The sequence below is a fragment of the Kosakonia sp. MH5 genome (assembly GCF_009935945.1).
Lineage (GTDB): Bacteria > Pseudomonadota > Gammaproteobacteria > Enterobacterales > Enterobacteriaceae > Kosakonia > Kosakonia radicincitans.
This window is the reverse complement of the sequence record NZ_QODH01000010.1, coordinates 18718-37717: the sequence shown is the minus strand read 5'-3', so window position 1 is coordinate 37717 and position 19000 is coordinate 18718. Positions and strand designations below refer to the sequence as shown.

The following is a 19000-nucleotide window of genomic DNA, read 5'->3' as shown; positions in this document are numbered from 1 at the left end:
ACATGAGCGATATTGAACAATCTGCTGGTGCAAAAAAATCATCACTTGACGATCTTTGGGGCGACGCGATGAGTGAACAGTTGACCGCAGAAAACGGTACGGCCATGCAATCTGCAGAAAAAGAAGATGTTGTGGTGAATTTTACTGACGATTTAAATCTGGTGCTTGATATCCCGGTGAAAATGACCGTGGAACTCGGGCGCACGAAAATGACAATTAAAGAGCTGTTAAGACTTAGCCCAGGTTCCATTGTTTCTCTGGAAGGCCTGGCGGGTGAGCCGCTCGATATTTTGATTAATGGTTATTTAATTGCTCAGGGCGAGGTGGTTGTCGTTTCCGATAAATTCGGGATTCGTATTACCGACATTATTACCCCTTCTGAGCGCATGCATCGGCTGAGCAGATAATGAATACCGGGACGCTGAATACTGTTGCGCCGCATACCACAGAAGCGGCGACCTTCCCGATTTCCATGGGAAATATCGTTGGCTCACTGGCGCTGGTGCTGGTGATGATTGTGGCGGTTGCGTGGATCCTCCGTCGCACTGGCGTGGTTTCTCGCGTCGCTAAAGGCCATAACCTGCTGGCAGTGAAACACAGCCAGAGTATCGGTTCGCGTGAGCGGCTGGTGGTGGTTGAGGTTGATGATAAATGGCTGTTGCTGGGGGTGACGCAACAAAGCATCACGCCTCTGATGACGATGGAAAAGCAGGAGTGCAGCACGGCCATGCCGGTGGTTTCTGATTTTCAGGCCTCTTTGCTCCGGTGTTTTAAACAGCGCGCCGCCAGGAGCCAGTCATGAAAAACGTCTCTCGTCTGACATCCAGAATGATTGGCCTCGGTGCCGTGCTGGCAGGGATCCTGCTGCCAGCGCACTTCGCCTGGGCGGCAAATAACGACATCATGCTTACCCATTCCGCGAATGGCGAAAGCTGGTCTCTGCCGGTGCAAACGCTGGTGTTAATGACCTCGCTGACGTTTTTACCTGCGGTGTTGCTGATGATGACCGGGTTCACCCGCATCGTGATTGTGCTCGGTCTGCTGCGCAACGCACTCGGTACTGCCAGTACGCCGCCTAACCAGGTGCTGCTGGGGCTGGCGCTGTTCCTGACTTTTTTCGTGATGTCGCCGGTTGCTAACCGCATCTATGACGAAGCCTGGTTGCCGCTGTCGCAGGACAAAATTTCCATGGAAGTGGCATTACAGAAAGGGTCGCAGCCGCTGCGCGCCTTTATGCTCAAACAGACCCGTGAAACGGATTTAGCGCTCTTTTCCCGTATTGCGAAAGCCGCTGAATTTAATACGCCAGAGGATGTTCCGATGAGCATTCTGGTGCCCGCGTTCGTGACCAGCGAACTGAAAACTGGCTTCCAGATTGGTTTCACAATGTTCATCCCGTTCCTGATTATCGATCTGGTGGTAGCAAGTATTTTGATGGCGCTGGGAATGATGATGGTTCCCCCGGCGACAATTTCTCTGCCGTTCAAGCTGATGTTGTTTGTGCTGGTGGATGGGTGGCAACTGATTATCGGTTCGCTGGCAGACAGTTTTTTCCGCTAAGTGAGAGAAGAGAATGACTCCGGAAAGTGTAATGTCGTTGGCGTTTCAGGCCACCAAAGTTGGGCTGCTGATTGCTGCGCCTTTATTGTTAGCCGCACTGGCTGCGGGTCTGATTGTCAGTATTTTGCAGGCGTCGACACAGATCAACGAAATGACCCTGTCGTTTATTCCCAAGATCCTGACGATTATTGTGGTGCTGATTGCCTGTGGGCCGTGGATGCTGGCGACGCTGGTGGATTATATGCACGGTTTGTTTAGCTCGCTTGCCAGCCTTCGTTAACAATGCTTACGCTCTCTCTGGCCAGCCTGTATCCGTATGTAAATCATTACTTTTGGCCGTGCCTGCGCATTCTCGCGCTCCTGGGCACCGCGCCGATTTTCAGTGAAAAACAGATCAATGCGCGCATCAAAATTGCGCTGGCGCTGGTTTCAACCTTCTTAATTGCGCCGCAGTTACCCGATACAGGCATTGCGATTGCCTCGCTGGATGGCCTGATGGCTGGTTGCCAGCAACTGATCATCGGCATCGCGATTGGCTTCTCCGTACAGTTGATTTTTGTCGCGGTACGTCACGCCGGTGAGTTGGTCGGTATGCAAATGGGGCTGTCGATGGCGATGGTCTACGACCCGAGCGGCGGTACCAATATGCCGGTGGTGGCCCGCCTGCTGAACCTGTGCGTGACGCTGCTGTTCCTCGTTTTCAATGGTCACCTCTATCTGCTGGAAGTGGTGGCGAGCAGCTTCAATGCGTTCCCGGTCAGTGCCGCGCCGATGGGCGCTAAGGGAATGATGGAGATCGTCCGCGAGGGTCGCATGATCTTTCAGTACGGTTTTATGCTCGGTCTGCCGGTCATTACTTTGCTGCTGTGCCTCAACCTCACGCTGGGGTTGCTGAACCGTCTGACACCGCAACTTTCTATTTTTATCGTCGGTTTTCCCGTCTCGCTGACTGTCGGCATGGTCGCCATGTCGCTGGTGATGTACACGCTTGCCCCCTTTTTTGAAAACATGATGGCGGGCATTTTCGACACTCTTTTCATCATTCTGAAAGGGTTCGGTTAACACACGCAGGAACAATGAGCCCTGCGTTTTTTTGACAACCTGCGTTCACATGAGGTGACGTAAAAACAGGCCCGGGAGCTATGAACGGAAAATTATCATTAGCAGCTGCACATGTGTTGGTTCACAGTGGGGATATTTTTGCTGCATCAGGTCTTATCAAGTTAATTAAACTCTATCGACCCAGTTTGAAGGTCTACCATATTCGCCGCGCGGAGGAGATGCGTCAGGTGAAAAATAACAGACTACGGCTGGTGGTAGGGATTGCGACAGATGCAACCAACGTCGGGGATATGTCGCATCTGTTTGATAATATGCGCAAGGAAAATGCAAATTTACCCTGTGTGTTATTAGGGGATAGCGGTAATTCACTCTTGTCCGCATTATTTCCGGAGATTCCGGTAATGGGACTGAATGCATCAATGACGGAAATCTTTGAGTTTCTGGCAAGCCACCTGGCGAGAAAAAACAGGCTTCCTCAACGCAGAACCACTACTACGCCGCTGCTTACGCTGCGTCAGCGCGAAGTGCTTCGTATGCTGGCCTGTGGCGCGAGCGCGCAGCAGGTTTCTGACTCTCTGGGGATCAGCCTGAAAACGGCTTATGTTCACCGACGTGATATTCTGATGCGCCTGAATATTTGTCCTACCTATTATCGCGGTATGTTTACCGAATAACGATAAAACGCGACGGCCTCGCATTTTCAGGATTTTCCTGAATATGCGAGGCCGCCGAAAACGTTTCAAGCACGGTATTAATATTTATCCCGACAAACTCACGCAGAAGCTGACTGATTTAATCTGTCGCTTTTTTTCATGGCCCGCGATGGCGGAACACATAAGCTACAGGTAAAACCGTTAAACATATGTTCTGGCGTGGTGATAAATTTCCCTTTGCATTCGCTGCATTCGCTGCATTCGCTGCATTCGGTCTGTTTTATCATGCCGTTATCAATAAACCGTAAGAGTGTCCACGCCCGCGTGAGATCCAGTACCGGCTTTTCCTCTGCATCCGCTAAACCTTGCGCCAGATAAATACGGTATGCTTTCAGCATCAGTTCTACCGGGCGACCAGATACAGATTTTTTGATGAAACAATAAATATTATAAAAAATAGAAGAATGAATATTCTGTTCCCAGGCCATATACCAGTCCGCAGAGAACGGCAACATACCTTTTGAGGGTGAACAGCTTTTCAGTTCTTTATAAAGTTTCAACAGCTTGCGACGACTGAGGCCAGTTTCGCTCTCCAGAACCTGCATTCTGGCGCCAAAAGTAATTAACTCAATGGCGATTTGCGCGTCCCTGATTTCAGACATAATGCTTTTATCACACATCATGTCATCCCTCATGCGGCTTTGCTTTCGTTGTCTTCAGAAAGCAAATTGCTCGATAAAATAATGCCAGTATGAAAACGCTGAAGCGCATCGATACGGGATTCTTTTGTCAAACAAGCAATCAGTGCTTCGTCATCAATACGCAGTCGGCTAATTAACTGACCGGTTGATGACAATTTAATGAGCTGCGGAAGAGATAACCCCTTGATGGTTTCCATCGTGGTTTCGTTCAACCCAAGGTGAAAACCTGCCGCAATGTTATCTTCGCGAATCAGACGCTGTGCCAGTAACAGATAGGACAGGTTCAGATCCTCAATAGACTGCATTTGCTCATTCATATTTTGTTCGTGCATGTGTTTGCTCCTGAGAACAACATGTCAACAATCTGTTAACGATGTTTTTCTTAATTTAATAAAAGCGAGCAACCACTTATTTCGACAATAAAAAACAAATAACAATTTAATAATAAATGAACTTCATACTACGGCGCATCATAGTGCGCTTATTGAGTAGTTTCTTAAGGGAGTATTCTTAAGACGAAAATAAGGATACACAAAAGAAAGTCGGCTAACAATACAATTGAAAGTAAAAAAGTAGGCATTTCGTTAGTTTAAATAGATGGTGGCGGCAGTTTTCTTCTCTTTTTCAACAGGATGCATTTATTTGGTGAATATTCTTGATATTAATAATTTAGCGGCGCTAAATGATAAGGAAATACATTCTTATCTATTTGATGTGTTTGCGTAAATGAAGTTACAGGATAAATGTTAATGAATTTTAATAGGCTGTTACTTATTGGCTGAATATAAATTCAGATGTTGCGCGGTATTAACAAAATGCATAAAAAAGGCGATGACGGATATCATCGCCTTTGATAACCAGATGACTTAGTTAGAGAGTTTCCACGCCATTCCCCAGTTCAGACCGACGCCCGGCTCATAATGCAGCTGAGAAAACTCACCGGCCTGAGAACACCAGCCTGCAACAACGCACTCAAAGTTTTTGCCTTTGTGCGTCACCACATCACCGGCTTTATACGCGGTGCCGAAGGCCCACTGCGGATAGCCGCCGTCATCATTGCTGGCCTGCGCCGCAACGGTGATGGTCTTCGTCAGCACGCGGGATTGCGTTCCGGCTTTCACCGTGACATTCACCGCCAGGGTTTGCGGCTGGCTGGTTTTGGCGATGGTAAAGCGCTGGGACGCGAGGCCATTGCTGCCGCCCTGCGCGCCTGCTGGCAGCGACCAGTTGTAGGTTGGCGCGCTGGTTGCTGCTTGTGCGGAAGTAACGTTGCCGCTGAAGGTCACGCTGTCGTCGTTGTCGGTGGAGGAGAGCGTCATTTGCAGCGCGTTAATAAACGCGGCATCGGTGTTCGTCACTTCTTTCGCCGGAACGGTGATGGTCTTCGTCAGCACGCGGGATTGTGTTCCGGCTTTCACCGTGACATTCACCGCCAGGGTTTGCGGCTGGCTGGTTTTGGCGACGGTAAAGCGCTGGGACGCGAGGCCATTGCTGCCGCCCTGCGCACCTGCTGGCAGCGACCAGTTATAGGTTGGCGCGCTGGTTGCAGCTTGTGCGGAAGTAACGTTGCCGTTGAAGGTCACGCTGTCGCCGTTATCGGTAGTGGAGAACGCCATTTGCAGCGCGTTAATAAACGCGGCGTCGTTGTTCTGCACGGTTTCACCGATCACTTTGATCGTGTGTGTCGCGGTGGCGGTACGGGTGCCCTGCGCGGTGTTGGTGGCGGTCACTTCAGCCACATAGTCACCAGCTGTCAGTCCAGACTGGATCTGGCCGCTCTGATCGATGCCGTTGCTGACCACCTGGCCGCCCTTCAGCAGACGCCAGGCATAGCCTGCCTGCTCGAAGTTCGCCTGGGTATACAGTTTCGCCGGGCTGGTGGTATCCATGCTTTTCACACCGGCAATGACGACTGCCGGTTTCGCCACCACGATGACCACTTCTGTGGAAGTGGCTTTGCCATTGCTGTTGGTGGCCGTCACCTGGAAGCGCGCCTGAGTGTCGCCCACATTCGCCGGTACAGAGATGATGGTACGGTCGCTGGTGCTACCGCCGAGGCGAATGTTGCTGTTACCGGAAATGAATTTCCACTCCCAGGCGACGTTGGTCTGATCGCTGCTGGCAACAACCGGGTAGCTCCAGGCCATATTGCTGGCAACGGTGTTGATAATGCGACGATCGACGTTGAGGACCGGTGCTTTGTCGTTTTCGCCGTCGTTGCTGGTCAGCGCCGGAACGGTAAGCGTCTGCGCCAGCACGCGGGATTCGGTACCGGCGTTCACCGTGACGTTCACCGTCAGCGTTTGCGGCTGGCTGGTTTTGGTGATGGTGAAACGCTGGGAAGGCAGGCCGTCAGTGCTGCCCTGTGCGCCCGCTGGCAGCGCCCAGTGATAAGACGGCGTGCTGGTCGCCGCTTGTGTGGAAGTGACGTTGCCGTTGAAGGTCACGCTGCGTTCGTTATCGGTGGCGGAAATCGCCATCTGCAATGCCTGAATGAAGGCGGCATCGTTGTTCTGTACCGCTTCACCGGTCACATTAATACTGTGGCGGGTGGTGGCCGTGCGCGTGCCCTGCGCGGTATTGGTGGCCGTCACTTCTGCCACATAGTTGCCCGCAGGCAGACCGGCTTTGATCTGGCCGTTCTGATCGATGCCGCCAGTCACTGGCTGGCCATTTTTCAGCAACTGCCAGGCATAGCTTGCCTGCTCAAAGTTTGCCTGAGCGAACATTCTGGCCGGGCTGTTGGTGTCCATGCTGTCCACGCCGACGATAACCACCGTCGGTTGTGTAACAACGATCGTGACGTCGGTGGTGGAGGATTTACCGCTGCCGTTGGTCGCCGTCACCTGGAAACGCGCCTGAGTATCGCCCACGTTGCCCGGGACGATAATCGAGGTGCTGTCGCTGCTGGTATTGCTCAGGCGGATGCTGCTGTCGCCGGAAATGAATTTCCACTCCCAGGAGACGTTGGCCTGATCGCTGCTGGCGGTCACCGGATAGCTCCAGTTTGTGCTGGTGGCAACGGTATTGATGGTGGCGCGATCGACGCTGATAACCGGCGCTTCATCGGAGATGACTTCGCCGTCCAGCTCAAGGATCTTCTCGACCGCTCTGCCCATATCCGGTTGGGTACCGATAAGCGTGGAGGTATTACCCGCAAGCGGAGTGCCCGTGTCATGAATGATGTCTCGCATCTGGCGTGGGGTAACGGTTTTGCCGTGCGCTTTGGCGATACTGGAGAGGCTGGCAACGGCCCCGGCGATAATCGGGTTAGCCGACGAGGTACCGTTGAACTGCCAGGTATAGGTTTCGTTGGCATTCGGTCTGGCGAGATCACCATAGCCGGTACTGGTGACATATAAACCCCAGCTTGCGCTGGTGACACGGCTGCCGTAGTTACTGAAGCTGGCGCGCATGCTGTCTACCGGGTTGATTGCGCCCGCAAGAATGGCGCCGGAATCGCGTTTTTTGAGATCGAAAAGGCCGCCGAAGGCGCTGTTATCGAGGTCAATATTGCCATTGGCAGCGGCTTCAATCACGTGTACGCCTTTGTCGGTCAGCGCTTTCAGCACATCAAAGTACGCCTGCTGGCTTTCGAGCGGCAGAGCGCACACGTCGGCACAGCCAACCTGCTGACCACCGGCAATCTCAAAACCAATCTGCACCACGTCCCCGGCTTGCAGACGCGGAATGGCGTTATAGAGTTGATCGCTGCCCGCTGCGGCGTACGCCATGCGCGTATTCCAGGCCAGGCCCTTCACGCCCGCACCGATATCCGTCGCTGCCATGATGCCCACCGATGCGGTGTCATGGTCCGTCATCGCCTGGTTGTTATTCGGTGTACCCAGAATAAAGGCCGCTTTGGGCAGGTTAATATGGTTCTGGTTCCACATGCCCAGCTCATGGGACAAGATCGTGACGTTGGCACCCTCATGACCTTCAAACTGATTTACGCTGTCGCGGTTCACGCCGCCGAGGCTGTAGGAGGGGGAAGAGTCATGTGGTCCTTTGGTGTAATACTGCAACGAGCGATAATCGATAACTTTCAGTTGCTTCGCGGCGCGCCCTGTCTTTACCGCATCTTCGTGCGGTATCAGTTCCGCTTCCGGATAAACCACTTCAACGTTGGCATTTTGTTTTAGCTCTTCGACGATGCCGTTGATATACGCGATATCACGTTTGCGTTCGTCCGGAATGGCAATGCGCAGGTAGCGGTCAAAACCGTACTTCGCATCCAGCGCCTGCAACTCACTTATTTCTGTCCCGCGTGCGGTGGCGTGCTTAAATGCCGCGTTAACGCTAAGAGACGAATCGCCGAGCGCTAACAGCGCGGGCAGTTGCTGACGAGTGAGGCCGGAGGCGGCCTTCATTTTGACCATAATGGCCGGGTAAGTATTGCCTTTCCAAGCGATCTGAATAACCGGAATATTTTCCGCCAGCGCAGAGAAAGAGGGGAGTACTGCGCAGATCAGTAACGCCAATGATTTAATTTTCATTGCTCAAATTGTCCATAAATTATGTTTTCCCGATGCGGGAGTATTATTCGGAGGGGATAAACGTCTGAATATGGGAAATAGCTTCGATAGTGGTAGGGTTATGGAGCTGCGGGTAAAGAATCTGTCGACCCGGCTGAGATATTTTTATTTGTCTGTGAGAGCATTCTGTATTTTTGTCAGGGGCATGAAAAGAACTGTTTAATATTATTAAATTTGATTTATTTCCTTGGTGTTATTTATTTGAATTATATTGAAATAAATTGAAATATCGCCAAAGTAATTATCTTCATAATTTCATGTGAGTTTAACCGGGCATAACCGGCGACAGGTTTTTCCCTGGCCGGGTAGCAGCGACTTTTTTCCCGTCCACCAGAAGAATTCAATGAAAACGAACGTATCCCCGAGCAATGGCTCCCGCTGGCTCAAATGGCTAATAGTGTTGATTTTGGTGTTGATTGCAGCCGGTGTGGTGTGGCGTCTGCTGCCTGTGGGGAAAGGGCCCGGCGGTGATTTCCCTCCAGGCGGTGGGCCGCACGGGCACGGAGGATCTGGTGGTCCGATGGCGAGGCTGGGTGCCGGAACCACGCTGGTGCATAGCGGTACAGCAAGCGCGGCGGATGTGCCGGTCTACCTGAATGCGCTTGGCACCGTGATCCCCAACGCGTCGGTCACTGTCACCAGCCGGGTGGACGGGCAACTGGAAAACGTGTTCTTCACCGAAGGGCAAAAAGTGGAAGCCGGGCAGTTGCTGGCGCAGATCGATCCGCGCACTTACCAAGCAACGCTGAAACAGTACCAGGGCGAATTAAGCGAAAACAAAGCGTTGCTGCAAAGCGCAGAGCTGACGCTGGCGCGTTATCGCAAGCTGTATGCGCAGGACTCGCTGGCGCGCCAGGATCTGGATTCGCAAATCGCCACCGTCGGCCAGTATCGCGGTGCGGTGGCGTCCGACGTGGCGCAGATCGCCAGCGCGCAACTGAACATTGAGTACGCGCGTATTACCGCGCCGGTCAGCGGGCGCGTCGGCCTGCGGCTGGTCGATCCGGGCAATATGGTGCAAAGCTCCAGCACCACCGGGCTGGTGATCATTACCCAGATGCAGCCTGCGGCGGTGACCTTCAGCGTGCCGCAAAGCTATATTCCTGAACTGACGAAAACGCTGCACGCCGGCCAGACGTTACCTGCGACCGCTTTCGATGCCGACAACAACAGCGTGCTGGACGAGGGCGCGGTGAAATTCATCAGCAACCAGATCGACACCAGCACCGGCACGGTTACCCTGAAAGCGCTGTTCCCCAATCAGAACGAAGCGCTGTACGCCAACCAGTTTGTCAATCTGCGCTTGCAGACCCGCGTGCTGAAACAGGCCACGGTAGTGCCATCGCAGGCGCTGCAACTGAGCAGCGATGGCACCTTTGTCTGGCTGATCAACAAAGACAATACCGTTACCCGCAAAGCGGTGACGACCGGCCCGGCCTGGCAGAATAATCTGCAAGTGGTGCTCACCGGCGTTGCGCCGGGCGACAGGCTGGTAACCGAAGGGATCGATCGTCTTAGCACGGGCAGCAAAGTGTCGGTCGTGGATGAAAGCCCGGCGAAAACGGCGGCGGCCAGCGCGAAATGAACCCGTCACGTCTGTTTATTCAACGTCCGGTTGCCACCATTCTGTTAATGGTCGGCGTGCTGATCAGCGGTATTTTCGCCTACCGTTTTCTCTCCACCTCGGCGCTGCCGCAGGTTGATTACCCGACGATTCAGGTGACGACGCTTTATCCTGGCGCCAGCCCGGATGTGATGGCCTCGTCCGTCACTTCGCCGCTGGAGCGCCAGCTTGGGCAGATGGCGGGGCTCAGCCAGATGACCTCCTCCAGTTCCGGCGGTTCGTCGATCATCACCCTGAAGTTCTCGCTCGATCTGTCGCTGGACGTTGCAGAGCAGGAAGTGCAGGCGGCCATCAACGCCGCCAACAATTTGCTGCCGAGCGACCTGCCGAACCCGCCGACCTACAAAAAGGTGAACCCGGCGGATAACGCCGTCATCACGCTGGCGGCCAGCTCGGACACCTTACCGCTGACCAGCGTGCAGGATCTGGTCAACACCCGCGTGGCGCTGAAATTGTCGCAGATTTCCGGCGTCGGTATGGTGACGCTGGCGGGCGGCCATCAACCGGCGATTCGCGTGCAGATGGACCCGAAAGCGCTGGCGGCGCACGGCCTGACGCTGGAAGACGTCAATACGCTGATCGGCGACAGCAACGTCAACGGCTCGAAAGGGGGTTTTGACGGCCAGTACCATTCGGTCACCATCGATGCCAACGACCAACTGCGTACGGCGCAGGAGTACGGCAATCTGATTCTGACGTATCAGAACGGCGCCGCGCTGCGTCTGAAAGACATTGCCCATATTGAGCAGGGGCCGGAAAACAGCTTCCAGTCGGCGTGGGCCAATAACAGCCCGGCGATTGTCATCAGCGTGCAGCGCCAGCCCGGCGCGAATGTGATTCAGGTGGTGGACAGCATCAAAGCGCGTCTGCCGCAACTTCAGGCGGCGCTGCCGGATGGCGTGAAGATGAGCATTCTGTCGGATCGCACACAGACCATTCGCGACTCCATCAGCGATGTGCAGTTTGAGTTGATGCTGTCGATCGCGCTGGTGGTGATGGTGACCTTCCTGTTTCTGCGCAGCGTGGCGGCAACGCTCATTCCGAGCATCGCGGTGCCGCTGTCGCTGGTGGGCACGTTTGGCGTGATGTACCTCGCCGGTTTCAGTCTCAATAACCTGTCGCTGATGGCGCTGACTATCGCCACCGGTTTCGTCATTGACGATGCGATTGTGGTGGTGGAGAACATTTCCCGTCGGCTGGAGGAGGGCGAAACGCCGATGCAGGCGGCGCTGAAAGGCTCGCAGCAGATTGGCTTTACCATCATCTCGCTGACCTTTTCGCTGATTGCGGTGCTGATCCCGCTGCTGTTTATGGGCGATGTGGTCGGGCGGCTGTTCCGCGAATTCGCCATTACGCTGGCGGTTTCGATCCTCGTTTCGATGCTGGTGTCGCTGACCCTGACGCCGATGCTTTGCGCTTATCTGCTGCGGCATATTCCGCCGGAACAGCAGTCGCGTTTTTCCCGCAAGGGCGGGGAACTGTTTGATCGGTTAATTCATTACTACGACCGTCTGCTGACCGTGGTGCTTAACCATCGCAAGTTAACGCTGCTGGTGGCGCTGGCAACCTTTGCGCTGACCGCCGTGCTCTATATCGCCATTCCGAAAAGCTTTTTCCCGGTGCAGGATACCGGGCTGATTCAGGGCGTGACCATTGCCTCGCAGGACGTATCGTTCAATGAAATGGCGAAGCGTCAGCAGGCGCTGGCGAACGTGATTTTGCAGAATCCGTCGGTGGAGAGCCTCTCTTCAACGATTGGGATTGATGGCAACAATACCAGCCTCAACAGCGGACGGTTGCAGATCAACCTGAAACCGTTCGCTGAGCGCAGCGATAAAGCGCCGGTGGTGATCAAACAGTTGCAGCAGGCGGCGCAGCAGGTGGTGGGTATTCAGCTCTATCTGCAACAGGCGCAGGATCTGACGGTCAACGACCAGGTGACACCCAGCCAGTATCAGTTCACCCTTGACGATGCCGACAGCGAAAATCTGCTCACCTGGGTGCCGAAGATGGTGGCGGCGTTGCAAAAACGCCCGGAATTTAACGGCGTGGTCAGCAACCTGCAATCGCAGGGGCGCGTGGCGTATGTTTCGCTGGATCGCGATAAAGCCTCCCGCTTTGGCATTACCGCTTCCGATGTGGATACGGCGCTGTATAACGCTTTTGGTCAGCGGCTGGTTTCGACCATTTTTACCCAGTCGAACCAGTATCGCGTGGTGCTGGAAGTCGCGCCGCAGTATCAGCAATCACCGGCCTCTTTTGATGATGTCTGGTTGCAACCGTCGACCAGCAGTGCCTCTTCGTCATCAGACAGCAGCTCGACCAGCACCTCGTCGTCCAGCAGCTCAACCAGCAGTAGCTCGACCAGTACGACCTCAACCAGCACCAGCGGTATGGTTCGCCTGACCTCCATTGCCACCATCCATCAGCGCACCGGTTCGCTGATGCATATGCGCCTGAACCAGTTCCCGGCGGCGATGATTTCGTTCAATCTGAATGACGGCTATTCGCTGGGGGACGGGCAAAAAGCAATTGCTGCGGTGAGCGAGCAGTTGCAGTTGCCTTCCAGCATGACCCTGCGCTACCAGGGGGAAACCGACGCCTTCCAGAGCGCTACCAGCAATACGCTGTGGCTGATCCTCGCGGCGCTGCTCACCATGTATGTGGTGCTCGGCATCCTGTATGAAAGTTTTATCCATCCGGTGACCATCCTCTCCACGTTGCCATCGGCGGCGGTGGGTGGTTTGCTGTCGCTGATGCTGGCCGGATCCGATTTCAGCCTGATTGCGCTGATCGGCGTGATCCTGCTGATCGGCATCGTGAAAAAGAACGCCATTATGATGATCGACTTTGCGCTGGAGGCCGAATACAAGCAGCGGCTCAGCCCGCGCGAGGCGATTCATCAGGCGTGTTTATTGCGCTTTCGACCGATCATGATGACCACCATGGCGGCGCTGCTTGGCGCGCTGCCGCTGATGTTGGCTTCCGGTTCGGGCGCGGAACTGCGCCAGCCGCTGGGGCTGGTGATTGTTGGCGGGCTGGTGGTCAGCCAGATGTTGACGCTGTTTACCACGCCGGTGATCTATTTGTTGTTTGATGACCTTGCCACGCGCGGTAGCCGCTGGATAAAACGTCGGCAGCAGGCGAAATCATGAACCTGACGCGTCTGTTTATCTTCCGCCCGGTCGCCACGCTGCTGATCACGCTGGCTATCCTGCTGCTGGGTAGCCTTGGATACCGGCTGTTGCCGGTCGCGCCGCTGCCGCAGGTCGATTTCCCGACCATTATGGTCAGCGCCAGCCTCGCCGGTGCCAGCCCGGAAACCATGGCGGCCACCGTTGCCACGCCGCTGGAGCGATCGCTTGGGCAGATCGCCGGTATTACCGAGATGACCTCCAGCAGCTCTCAGGGTTCGGCGAGCATTGTTTTGCAGTTCGATCTCGACCGCGATATCAACGGCGCCGCCCGTGACGTGCAGGCGGCAATTAATGCCGCGCGCAGCCTGCTGCCGAGCAGCATGGAGTCGCTGCCGACGTACCGCAAAGCCAACCCGTCTGATGCGCCGATCGTGATGCTGGCGCTGACTTCTGCGACGCGCTCGCCGGGCGAACTCTACGATCTGGCGGAAAGCAAAATTGAGCAGGCCATTGGGCAGGTGAAAGGCGTCGGGGAAGTGTCATTGATGGGCAGCGCCTTGCCCGCGGTGCGCATCGATCTGCAACCGCAGCGCCTGACGCAGTACGGCATTTCGCTCGACACCGTGCGCAAGGCTGTCGCCAACAGTACCTCCAATCTGCCGAAAGGCATGTTGCAGGGCGACACGCAATCCTGGGTGGTGGATGGCAACGGCCAGCTCGACAAAGCCGCGCAGTACCGCTCGTTGATCATTACCTATCAGAATGGCAAAGCGCTGCGCCTGAGCGATGTCGCCAACGTCTATGACTCGATCGAAGATAAATACCAGGCCGGTTTCCTCAATGGCAGCCCGTCGGTGATGCTGGGCATCAAGCGCCAGGCGGGCGCGAATATGCTGGAGACCATCGATGCGGTAAAAGCGCAGCTTCCGCAGCTTGAGAAAGATCTGCCCGCAGATACGCAGCTCAAAGTGGTGGTCGACCGTTCAGGTACGGTGCGCGAATCGCTGTATGACACCGAAGAGACATTGCTGATCGCCGTGCTGCTGGTGATCGCGGTGGTGTTTGTTTTTCTGCGCAATGCGCAGGCGGTGCTGATCCCGGCGCTGGCGCTGCCGGTGTCGCTGATTGGTACCTGCGCGGTGATGTATCTGCTCGGCTACAGCCTTGATAACCTCTCATTGATGGCGCTGATTATCTCCACCGGCTTTGTGGTTGATGACGCCATTGTTGTGCTGGAGAACATTGCCCGCCATATCGAAGAGGGGCTTAGCCCGTTACGTGCGGCCCTGCGCGGCGCGCGCGAGGTCAGTTTCACCGTACTGTCGATGACTGTTTCGCTGGTGGCGGTGTTTATTCCTATCCTGCTGATGGGCGGCATTATTGGTCGGCTGTTCCGCGAATTCGCTGTGACGCTCAGCGTGGCGCTGCTGATTTCGATGTTCGTCTCCCTCAGCCTGACGCCAATGTTGTGCTCGCGGTTGCTGAAAGCTAAACCCGCCGTCAATGAACGTCGTCATCCGCTGTACCAGTGGATTGAAAATCAGCTCAACCGCCTGCTGGCGGCCTACTCGCGGCGGCTGACGTGGGTGATGGAGCACCAGAAAGTGGTGATGTTAAGCCTGCTGCTCACCGTCATACTCAACGTGTTTCTCTACAGCGTGGTGCAGAAAGGTTTCTTCCCCGATCAGGACACCGGGCTGCTGATGGGCGCAGTGCGTGCCGATCAGAATATCTCCTTCCAGGCGATGGAGCCGAAAGTGCAGATGTTCACCAAAATGATCGAGGCCGATCCGGCGGTGGACAGCGTGATGTCATCGATGGGCAGCGGCATGTTCGGTTCGCGCAACAGCGCCAACTTCTTTGTCCGGCTGAAGGATTTTAGCCAGCGCGACGCCACCGCGACTGAAATCGCCAACCGGCTGAGCAGGCGAACCAGCCACGTGCCCGGTGCGCAAATGTTCCTGATGGCGGCGCAGGATCTGCACATTGGCGGGCGCAGCGCCAACGCCAGCTACCAGTACAGCCTGCAGGCTGACGATCTCGATTTACTGCGCGAGTGGACGCCAAAAGTACAGGCGGCACTGGCGGCGATCCCGCAACTGAACAGCGTGGATTCCGACTCGCAAACCGGCGGCCAGGAAGTGGTGTTGCAGATCGACCGCGATCGCGCCAGCCGCCTCGGCGTCAACGTCAGCATGCTCGATACCCTACTGAATAACGCGTTCAGCCAGCGGCAGATCGCCACTCTGTATCACACGCTGAATCAGTACCACGTGGTGATGACGCTCGCCGATAACTACACCCGCGATCCGGCGATATTGCAGGAGCTGTTTGTGATTAATGACGATGGCGACCGCGTGCCGCTGGCGGCATTTGTCTCGATTGTCAGCGGGAATGCGCCGCTGTCGGTGGCGCACCAGGGGCAGTCGGCGACCAGTACGGTAGCCTTTAACCTTAACGATGGCGTCTCGCTGGAGCAGGCGCAGAGCCTGATTAAAACCGCGATGGCGAAAATCGGTTTACCCGCATCGATTCAGGCCGGGTTCCAGGGCACGGCGAAAGCCTATGAGGAACTGGCGGCCACTATGCCGTGGCTGATCGTCGCTGCGCTGGCGGCGATCTATATCGTGTTGGGCATGCTGTACGAGAGCTACATCCATCCGCTGACGATCCTCTCCACGCTGCCGTCGGCAGGCGTTGGCGCGCTGCTGCTGTTACTGCTCAGCAATACCCAACTGACGGTGATCGCCCTGATCGGCATCATCCTGCTGATTGGCATCGTCAAGAAGAACGCCATCATGATGATCGACTTCGCGCTGGACGCCGAAAGGCGGCTGGGGATGACGCCGCAGCAGGCGATCGTGCAGGCCTGCCTGATGCGCTTTCGCCCGATCATGATGACCACTCTTGCCGCCTTTTTTGGTGCCTTGCCGCTGGCACTGGGCAGCGGCGGTGATGCCGATTTACGCAGCCCACTGGGGCTGGCGATTGCCGGTGGTCTGGCGCTCAGCCAGCTACTGACGCTGTTTACGACGCCGGTGGTTTACCTCTGGCTCGATACGCTTAGCCGCGCGACCCGCCGTCAGTGGCGTCGTCTGCGCCATGCAGGATCCTGATTGATGAAAATGTCGTTACGTCTGACTCCGGTCATCTTATTGCTGCTTGGCGGCTGTACCGTCGGCCCGGACTATCAGCGCCCGTCGATGGCGCTGCCGGTTCACTACAAAGAGGCGCGCGGCTGGCAGCAGGCAACGCCGCAGGATAGCGCAAGCAAAGGCGAGTGGTGGGCGGTTTACCGCGATCCGCAACTCGATGCGCTGCTGCGCCAGGTGAGCCTCTCCAACCAGAATGTCGCCAGTTACGCCGCGCTGTATCGCCAGGCGCTGGCGCTGGCGGCGCAGTCGCGCGCCGGGCTATTTCCTTCCGTCAGTTATGACGCCAGTACCACCCGCAGCAGCAGCCATAGCGACGGGCAGCGCAGCACCGGCAATGCGCACCAGGCGGAACTCAGCGCCAGCTGGGAACTGGATCTGTGGGGAAAACAGCGGCGCACGCTGGAAGAGAACCGCGCCAGCGCCGAAGCCAGCGCGGCTGAGCTGGCAAACATGACGCTGAGCGCGCAATCCGAACTGGCGCAGGACTATTTCGAACTGCGGGTGATGGACGAAAAAATCGCCCTCTACCAGCGCAGCGTTGCCGCTTATGAGCGCTATCTGACGGTCATCAACAATAAATATCAGGCTGGAAGCGAATCGCGCGGCACGCTGGCGCAGGCGCAAATGCAACTGGAAAGCGCCCGCTCGACTGCGCAGGACTACCAGTGGCAACGCGCACAACTGGAGCACGCCATCGCCATTCTGCTGGGTAAAGCACCTGCCGATTTCAGCCTGCCGGTGGCAAAACTCAGCGCCACGATGCCCGCCATTCCGCAAACCTTGCCCGCCGGGCTGTTGCAGCGCCGGCCGGACATTGCCGAAGCAGAACGTAATGTCGCTGCGGCCAATGCGGCGATTGGCGTGGCGGTGGCCGGTTACTATCCGGATCTGAGTTTAAGCGCCAGCGGCGGCGTCAGCGCCTCTGCCATTCAGAGCCTGTTCTCGCTGCCGAACCGCGTCTGGTCGTTGGGGCCATCGCTGAGCGGGACGCTGCTTGATTTCGGCGCGACGTCTGCCGAAGTCGATCAGGCGCGCGCGGCGTATGACAGCAAAGTCGCGACCTACCGGCAAACGGTGCTGTCGGCGTTGCAGGAAGTGGAAGACGGGCTGGTGGAGCTGAATACCCTGCAAGGGGAAATTGCCGCGCAGCAGCGCGCTTCCGATGCCGCGCAGGAATCCGCGCGCGTAACCCGCAACCAGTATGAAGCCGGGATGATTGATTACCTCGACGTGGCTACTACCGAAAACAGCAGCCTGAGCGAGCAGCAGAGCCTGCTGTCGCTACAGAGCACGCAGTGGGTGGCGAGCGTCGAATTGATTGCCGCGCTTGGCGGCGGCTGGCATGCCAGCCAGTCCGAGTAATGTTTTGTTTTACCTGTGATGTCCCTGAGGAGTGGATATGAAAAAAGTAGTTTTTGCCGTGCTGATGTTAGCCAGCGCCTGCGCGCTGACCGGTTGTATTGGCCCCTGGGGACCGTGGGGACCCGGCGGTGGTGGCCCTGGCGGTGGTGGTCACGGCGGCGGTGGTGGTATGTATCAGGGGCCGGGAATGCGGTAATAAACGAACAAAAGGCGCAGGACGCGCCTTTTGTTTTGGCATTGCTAACGCCGCGTTTTCCACGATTTCGACGCGCTGCGCAGTAAATCGCGCAGCGTGCGGATCAGGATCTCTTTGCTGCGCCCGCGGCGGAAGATCAGGGAAAACGGCGCCTGGTAGCCGTAATCGGTCGGCAGCAGGGCGCGCAGGCGTTGCTGCTGCACCCACGGCAGCGCATAGTGTTCTGGTAAATAACCGATGTATTTTCCGGACAGGATCAGCATCAACTGCGCTTCCATACTCTCCACGCTGGCCACGCTCTGCTTAAAGCCTTTTTTACCCAGATCCGCCGCGCTCCAGTAGCTGCGGGTCACCATGCGCATCTGCGAAATATGCGCGACGGTCGGATGGCGCACGCCGAATAATTCGTGCTGATCGCTGCAATATAACCAGTGCTGCTCGCGGTACAGCGGATGCGAAACCACACTGTTTCCCTGTAATGAAAAGGTGCCGACGGCGATATCCAGTTCATTATTTAAAATGCCGTGTAGCAGGGCGTTCGGGTTTTTGATTTGCAGATTCAGATGCACAAGCGGAAAGAGATCGCTGAACTGCCCAATTGCATCGGTGATCGGCAACATCGGGTCGGTAATGGTCGAGTCAATGACGCCAAGGTTGAGCGTCCCGCCCTGTTCGCCGCGCAGCGAGGCGGTGTAGCGCTCAAAGTTTTCCAGCGTATTCAGTAGCGTCATGCTTTGCTGCAAATACGCTTCGCCTTTCGGCGTGAGTGCAAAACCTCCCCGCCCCCGGCGGCACAGCACAAAACCCAGCTTCTCTTCCAGTTCGCTCATGTAATTACTGATGGCCGATACCGTCAGGTTGAGATCCTGTTGCGCGCTGGCAAAGCCCTGATGTTTCGCCACGGTGACGAAAATATGCATTAACCGCAGATTGGGAAATTTTGCAGCCATGACAGTCGATTGCCCTCTTTTTCGCGCGTAATTAGTTTTCACTTTTCTAAACTAATTTTTTGTAT

General features: G+C 56.0%; 15 protein-coding genes. 11 read left to right on the top strand and 4 right to left on the bottom strand.

What is annotated here, in order from left to right; all coding sequences use genetic code 11:
• Window positions 1-2: 2 nt before the first annotated feature.
• The 6 genes from fliN (at window position 3) to DK872_RS22045 (ending at window position 3296) form a co-directional block, all read left to right on the top strand.
• Complete coding sequence (gene fliN / locus DK872_RS22070) at window positions 3-407, top strand: flagellar motor switch protein FliN (protein ID WP_007370668.1); 405 nt, start codon at window positions 3-5, stop codon at window positions 405-407.
• A complete protein-coding gene (gene fliO / locus DK872_RS22065; protein ID WP_071921242.1) occupies window positions 407-802 on the top strand; it encodes a flagellar biosynthetic protein FliO in 396 nt (131 codons plus the stop codon). The genes fliN and fliO overlap by 1 nt, the downstream gene beginning before the upstream one ends.
• Before the next feature lie 101 nt (window positions 803-903).
• A complete protein-coding gene (gene fliP, locus DK872_RS22060; protein WP_369878938.1) occupies window positions 904-1560 on the top strand; it encodes a flagellar type III secretion system pore protein FliP in 657 nt (218 codons plus the stop codon).
• Between the two features lie 13 nt (window positions 1561-1573).
• Window positions 1574-1840, top strand: a complete 267-nt coding sequence (fliQ, locus tag DK872_RS22055) for a flagellar biosynthesis protein FliQ (protein WP_071921241.1) — start codon at window positions 1574-1576, stop codon at window positions 1838-1840.
• Between the two features lie 2 nt (window positions 1841-1842).
• On the top strand, window positions 1843-2622 hold the full coding sequence (gene fliR / locus DK872_RS22050; RefSeq protein ID WP_071921240.1) for a flagellar biosynthetic protein FliR: 780 nt from the start codon (window positions 1843-1845) through the stop codon (window positions 2620-2622).
• Between the two features lie 80 nt (window positions 2623-2702).
• Window positions 2703-3296, top strand: coding sequence for a helix-turn-helix transcriptional regulator (locus tag DK872_RS22045; protein ID WP_007370673.1), 594 nt, complete (start codon window positions 2703-2705; stop codon window positions 3294-3296).
• Window positions 3297-3394: 98 nt separating this feature from the next.
• On the opposite strand, the gene flhC is transcribed toward DK872_RS22045, so the two are convergent.
• The 3 genes from flhC to DK872_RS22030 all read right to left on the bottom strand — a co-directional run bounded on the left by flhC (window position 3395) and on the right by DK872_RS22030 (window position 8472).
• Window positions 3395-3955, bottom strand: coding sequence for a flagellar transcriptional regulator FlhC (gene flhC, locus DK872_RS22040; protein WP_161518869.1), 561 nt, complete (start codon window positions 3953-3955; stop codon window positions 3395-3397).
• Between the two features lie 11 nt (window positions 3956-3966).
• On the bottom strand, window positions 3967-4308 hold the full coding sequence (flhD, locus tag DK872_RS22035; RefSeq protein ID WP_007370675.1) for a flagellar transcriptional regulator FlhD: 342 nt from the start codon (window positions 4306-4308) through the stop codon (window positions 3967-3969).
• A gap of 534 nt (window positions 4309-4842) precedes the next feature.
• The gene (locus DK872_RS22030; RefSeq protein WP_161518856.1) at window positions 4843-8472 is read right to left on the bottom strand and encodes a carbohydrate-binding protein; all 3630 of its coding nucleotides are present in this window, start codon (window positions 8470-8472) and stop codon (window positions 4843-4845) included.
• A gap of 382 nt (window positions 8473-8854) precedes the next feature.
• On the opposite strand from DK872_RS22030, the gene DK872_RS22025 reads away from it, so the two are divergent.
• Genes DK872_RS22025 through DK872_RS27380 form a run of 5 tightly spaced genes read left to right on the top strand, consistent with a single transcriptional unit; the run spans window position 8855 to window position 17985 of the window.
• Window positions 8855-10096: an efflux RND transporter periplasmic adaptor subunit gene (locus DK872_RS22025; protein WP_161518855.1), complete on the top strand. Its 1242-nt coding sequence runs from the start codon at window positions 8855-8857 to the stop codon at window positions 10094-10096.
• Window positions 10093-13290, top strand: coding sequence for an efflux RND transporter permease subunit (locus DK872_RS22020; protein ID WP_035888308.1), 3198 nt, complete (start codon window positions 10093-10095; stop codon window positions 13288-13290). Before DK872_RS22025 ends, DK872_RS22020 begins: the two co-directional genes overlap by 4 nt.
• The gene (locus DK872_RS22015; RefSeq protein WP_079517493.1) at window positions 13287-16388 is read left to right on the top strand and encodes a multidrug efflux RND transporter permease subunit; all 3102 of its coding nucleotides are present in this window, start codon (window positions 13287-13289) and stop codon (window positions 16386-16388) included. Before DK872_RS22020 ends, DK872_RS22015 begins: the two co-directional genes overlap by 4 nt.
• A gap of 9 nt (window positions 16389-16397) precedes the next feature.
• On the top strand, window positions 16398-17789 hold the full coding sequence (locus DK872_RS22010; RefSeq protein ID WP_079518373.1) for an efflux transporter outer membrane subunit: 1392 nt from the start codon (window positions 16398-16400) through the stop codon (window positions 17787-17789).
• A 37-nt stretch (window positions 17790-17826) separates the two neighbouring features.
• Window positions 17827-17985, top strand: coding sequence for a hypothetical protein (locus tag DK872_RS27380; RefSeq protein ID WP_007370685.1), 159 nt, complete (start codon window positions 17827-17829; stop codon window positions 17983-17985).
• A 44-nt stretch (window positions 17986-18029) separates the two neighbouring features.
• Here DK872_RS27380 and DK872_RS22005 read toward each other — a convergent pair whose 3' ends face one another.
• Window positions 18030-18935 carry a LysR family transcriptional regulator gene (locus DK872_RS22005; RefSeq protein WP_007370686.1) on the bottom strand — a complete coding sequence of 302 codons (906 nt, stop codon included), beginning with the start codon at window positions 18933-18935 and terminating at the stop codon, window positions 18030-18032.
• Between the last annotated feature and the right edge of the window lie 65 nt (window positions 18936-19000).

Excerpts from the sequence above, each read along its gene's own strand:
- DK872_RS22015 (WP_079517493.1), top strand. The coding sequence starts at position 13,287 with ATGAACCTGACGCGTCTGTTTATCTTCCGCCCGGTCGCCACGCTGCTG.
- fliP (WP_369878938.1), top strand. The coding sequence starts at position 904 with ATGCTTACCCATTCCGCGAATGGCGAAAGCTGGTCTCTGCCGGTGCAA.
- flhC (WP_161518869.1), bottom strand. The coding sequence starts at position 3,955 with ATGTGTGATAAAAGCATTATGTCTGAAATCAGGGACGCGCAAATCGCC.
- DK872_RS22010 (WP_079518373.1), top strand. The coding sequence starts at position 16,398 with ATGTCGTTACGTCTGACTCCGGTCATCTTATTGCTGCTTGGCGGCTGT.
- fliQ (WP_071921241.1), top strand. The coding sequence starts at position 1,574 with ATGACTCCGGAAAGTGTAATGTCGTTGGCGTTTCAGGCCACCAAAGTT.
- DK872_RS22025 (WP_161518855.1), top strand. The coding sequence starts at position 8,855 with ATGAAAACGAACGTATCCCCGAGCAATGGCTCCCGCTGGCTCAAATGG.
- fliN (WP_007370668.1), top strand. The coding sequence starts at position 3 with ATGAGCGATATTGAACAATCTGCTGGTGCAAAAAAATCATCACTTGAC.
- DK872_RS22005 (WP_007370686.1), bottom strand. The coding sequence starts at position 18,935 with ATGGCTGCAAAATTTCCCAATCTGCGGTTAATGCATATTTTCGTCACC.
- fliR (WP_071921240.1), top strand. The coding sequence starts at position 1,843 with ATGCTTACGCTCTCTCTGGCCAGCCTGTATCCGTATGTAAATCATTAC.
- DK872_RS22045 (WP_007370673.1), top strand. The coding sequence starts at position 2,703 with ATGAACGGAAAATTATCATTAGCAGCTGCACATGTGTTGGTTCACAGT.
- flhD (WP_007370675.1), bottom strand. The coding sequence starts at position 4,308 with ATGCACGAACAAAATATGAATGAGCAAATGCAGTCTATTGAGGATCTG.
- DK872_RS22020 (WP_035888308.1), top strand. The coding sequence starts at position 10,093 with ATGAACCCGTCACGTCTGTTTATTCAACGTCCGGTTGCCACCATTCTG.
- fliO (WP_071921242.1), top strand. The coding sequence starts at position 407 with ATGAATACCGGGACGCTGAATACTGTTGCGCCGCATACCACAGAAGCG.
- DK872_RS22030 (WP_161518856.1), bottom strand. The coding sequence starts at position 8,472 with ATGAAAATTAAATCATTGGCGTTACTGATCTGCGCAGTACTCCCCTCT.
- DK872_RS27380 (WP_007370685.1), top strand. The coding sequence starts at position 17,827 with ATGAAAAAAGTAGTTTTTGCCGTGCTGATGTTAGCCAGCGCCTGCGCG.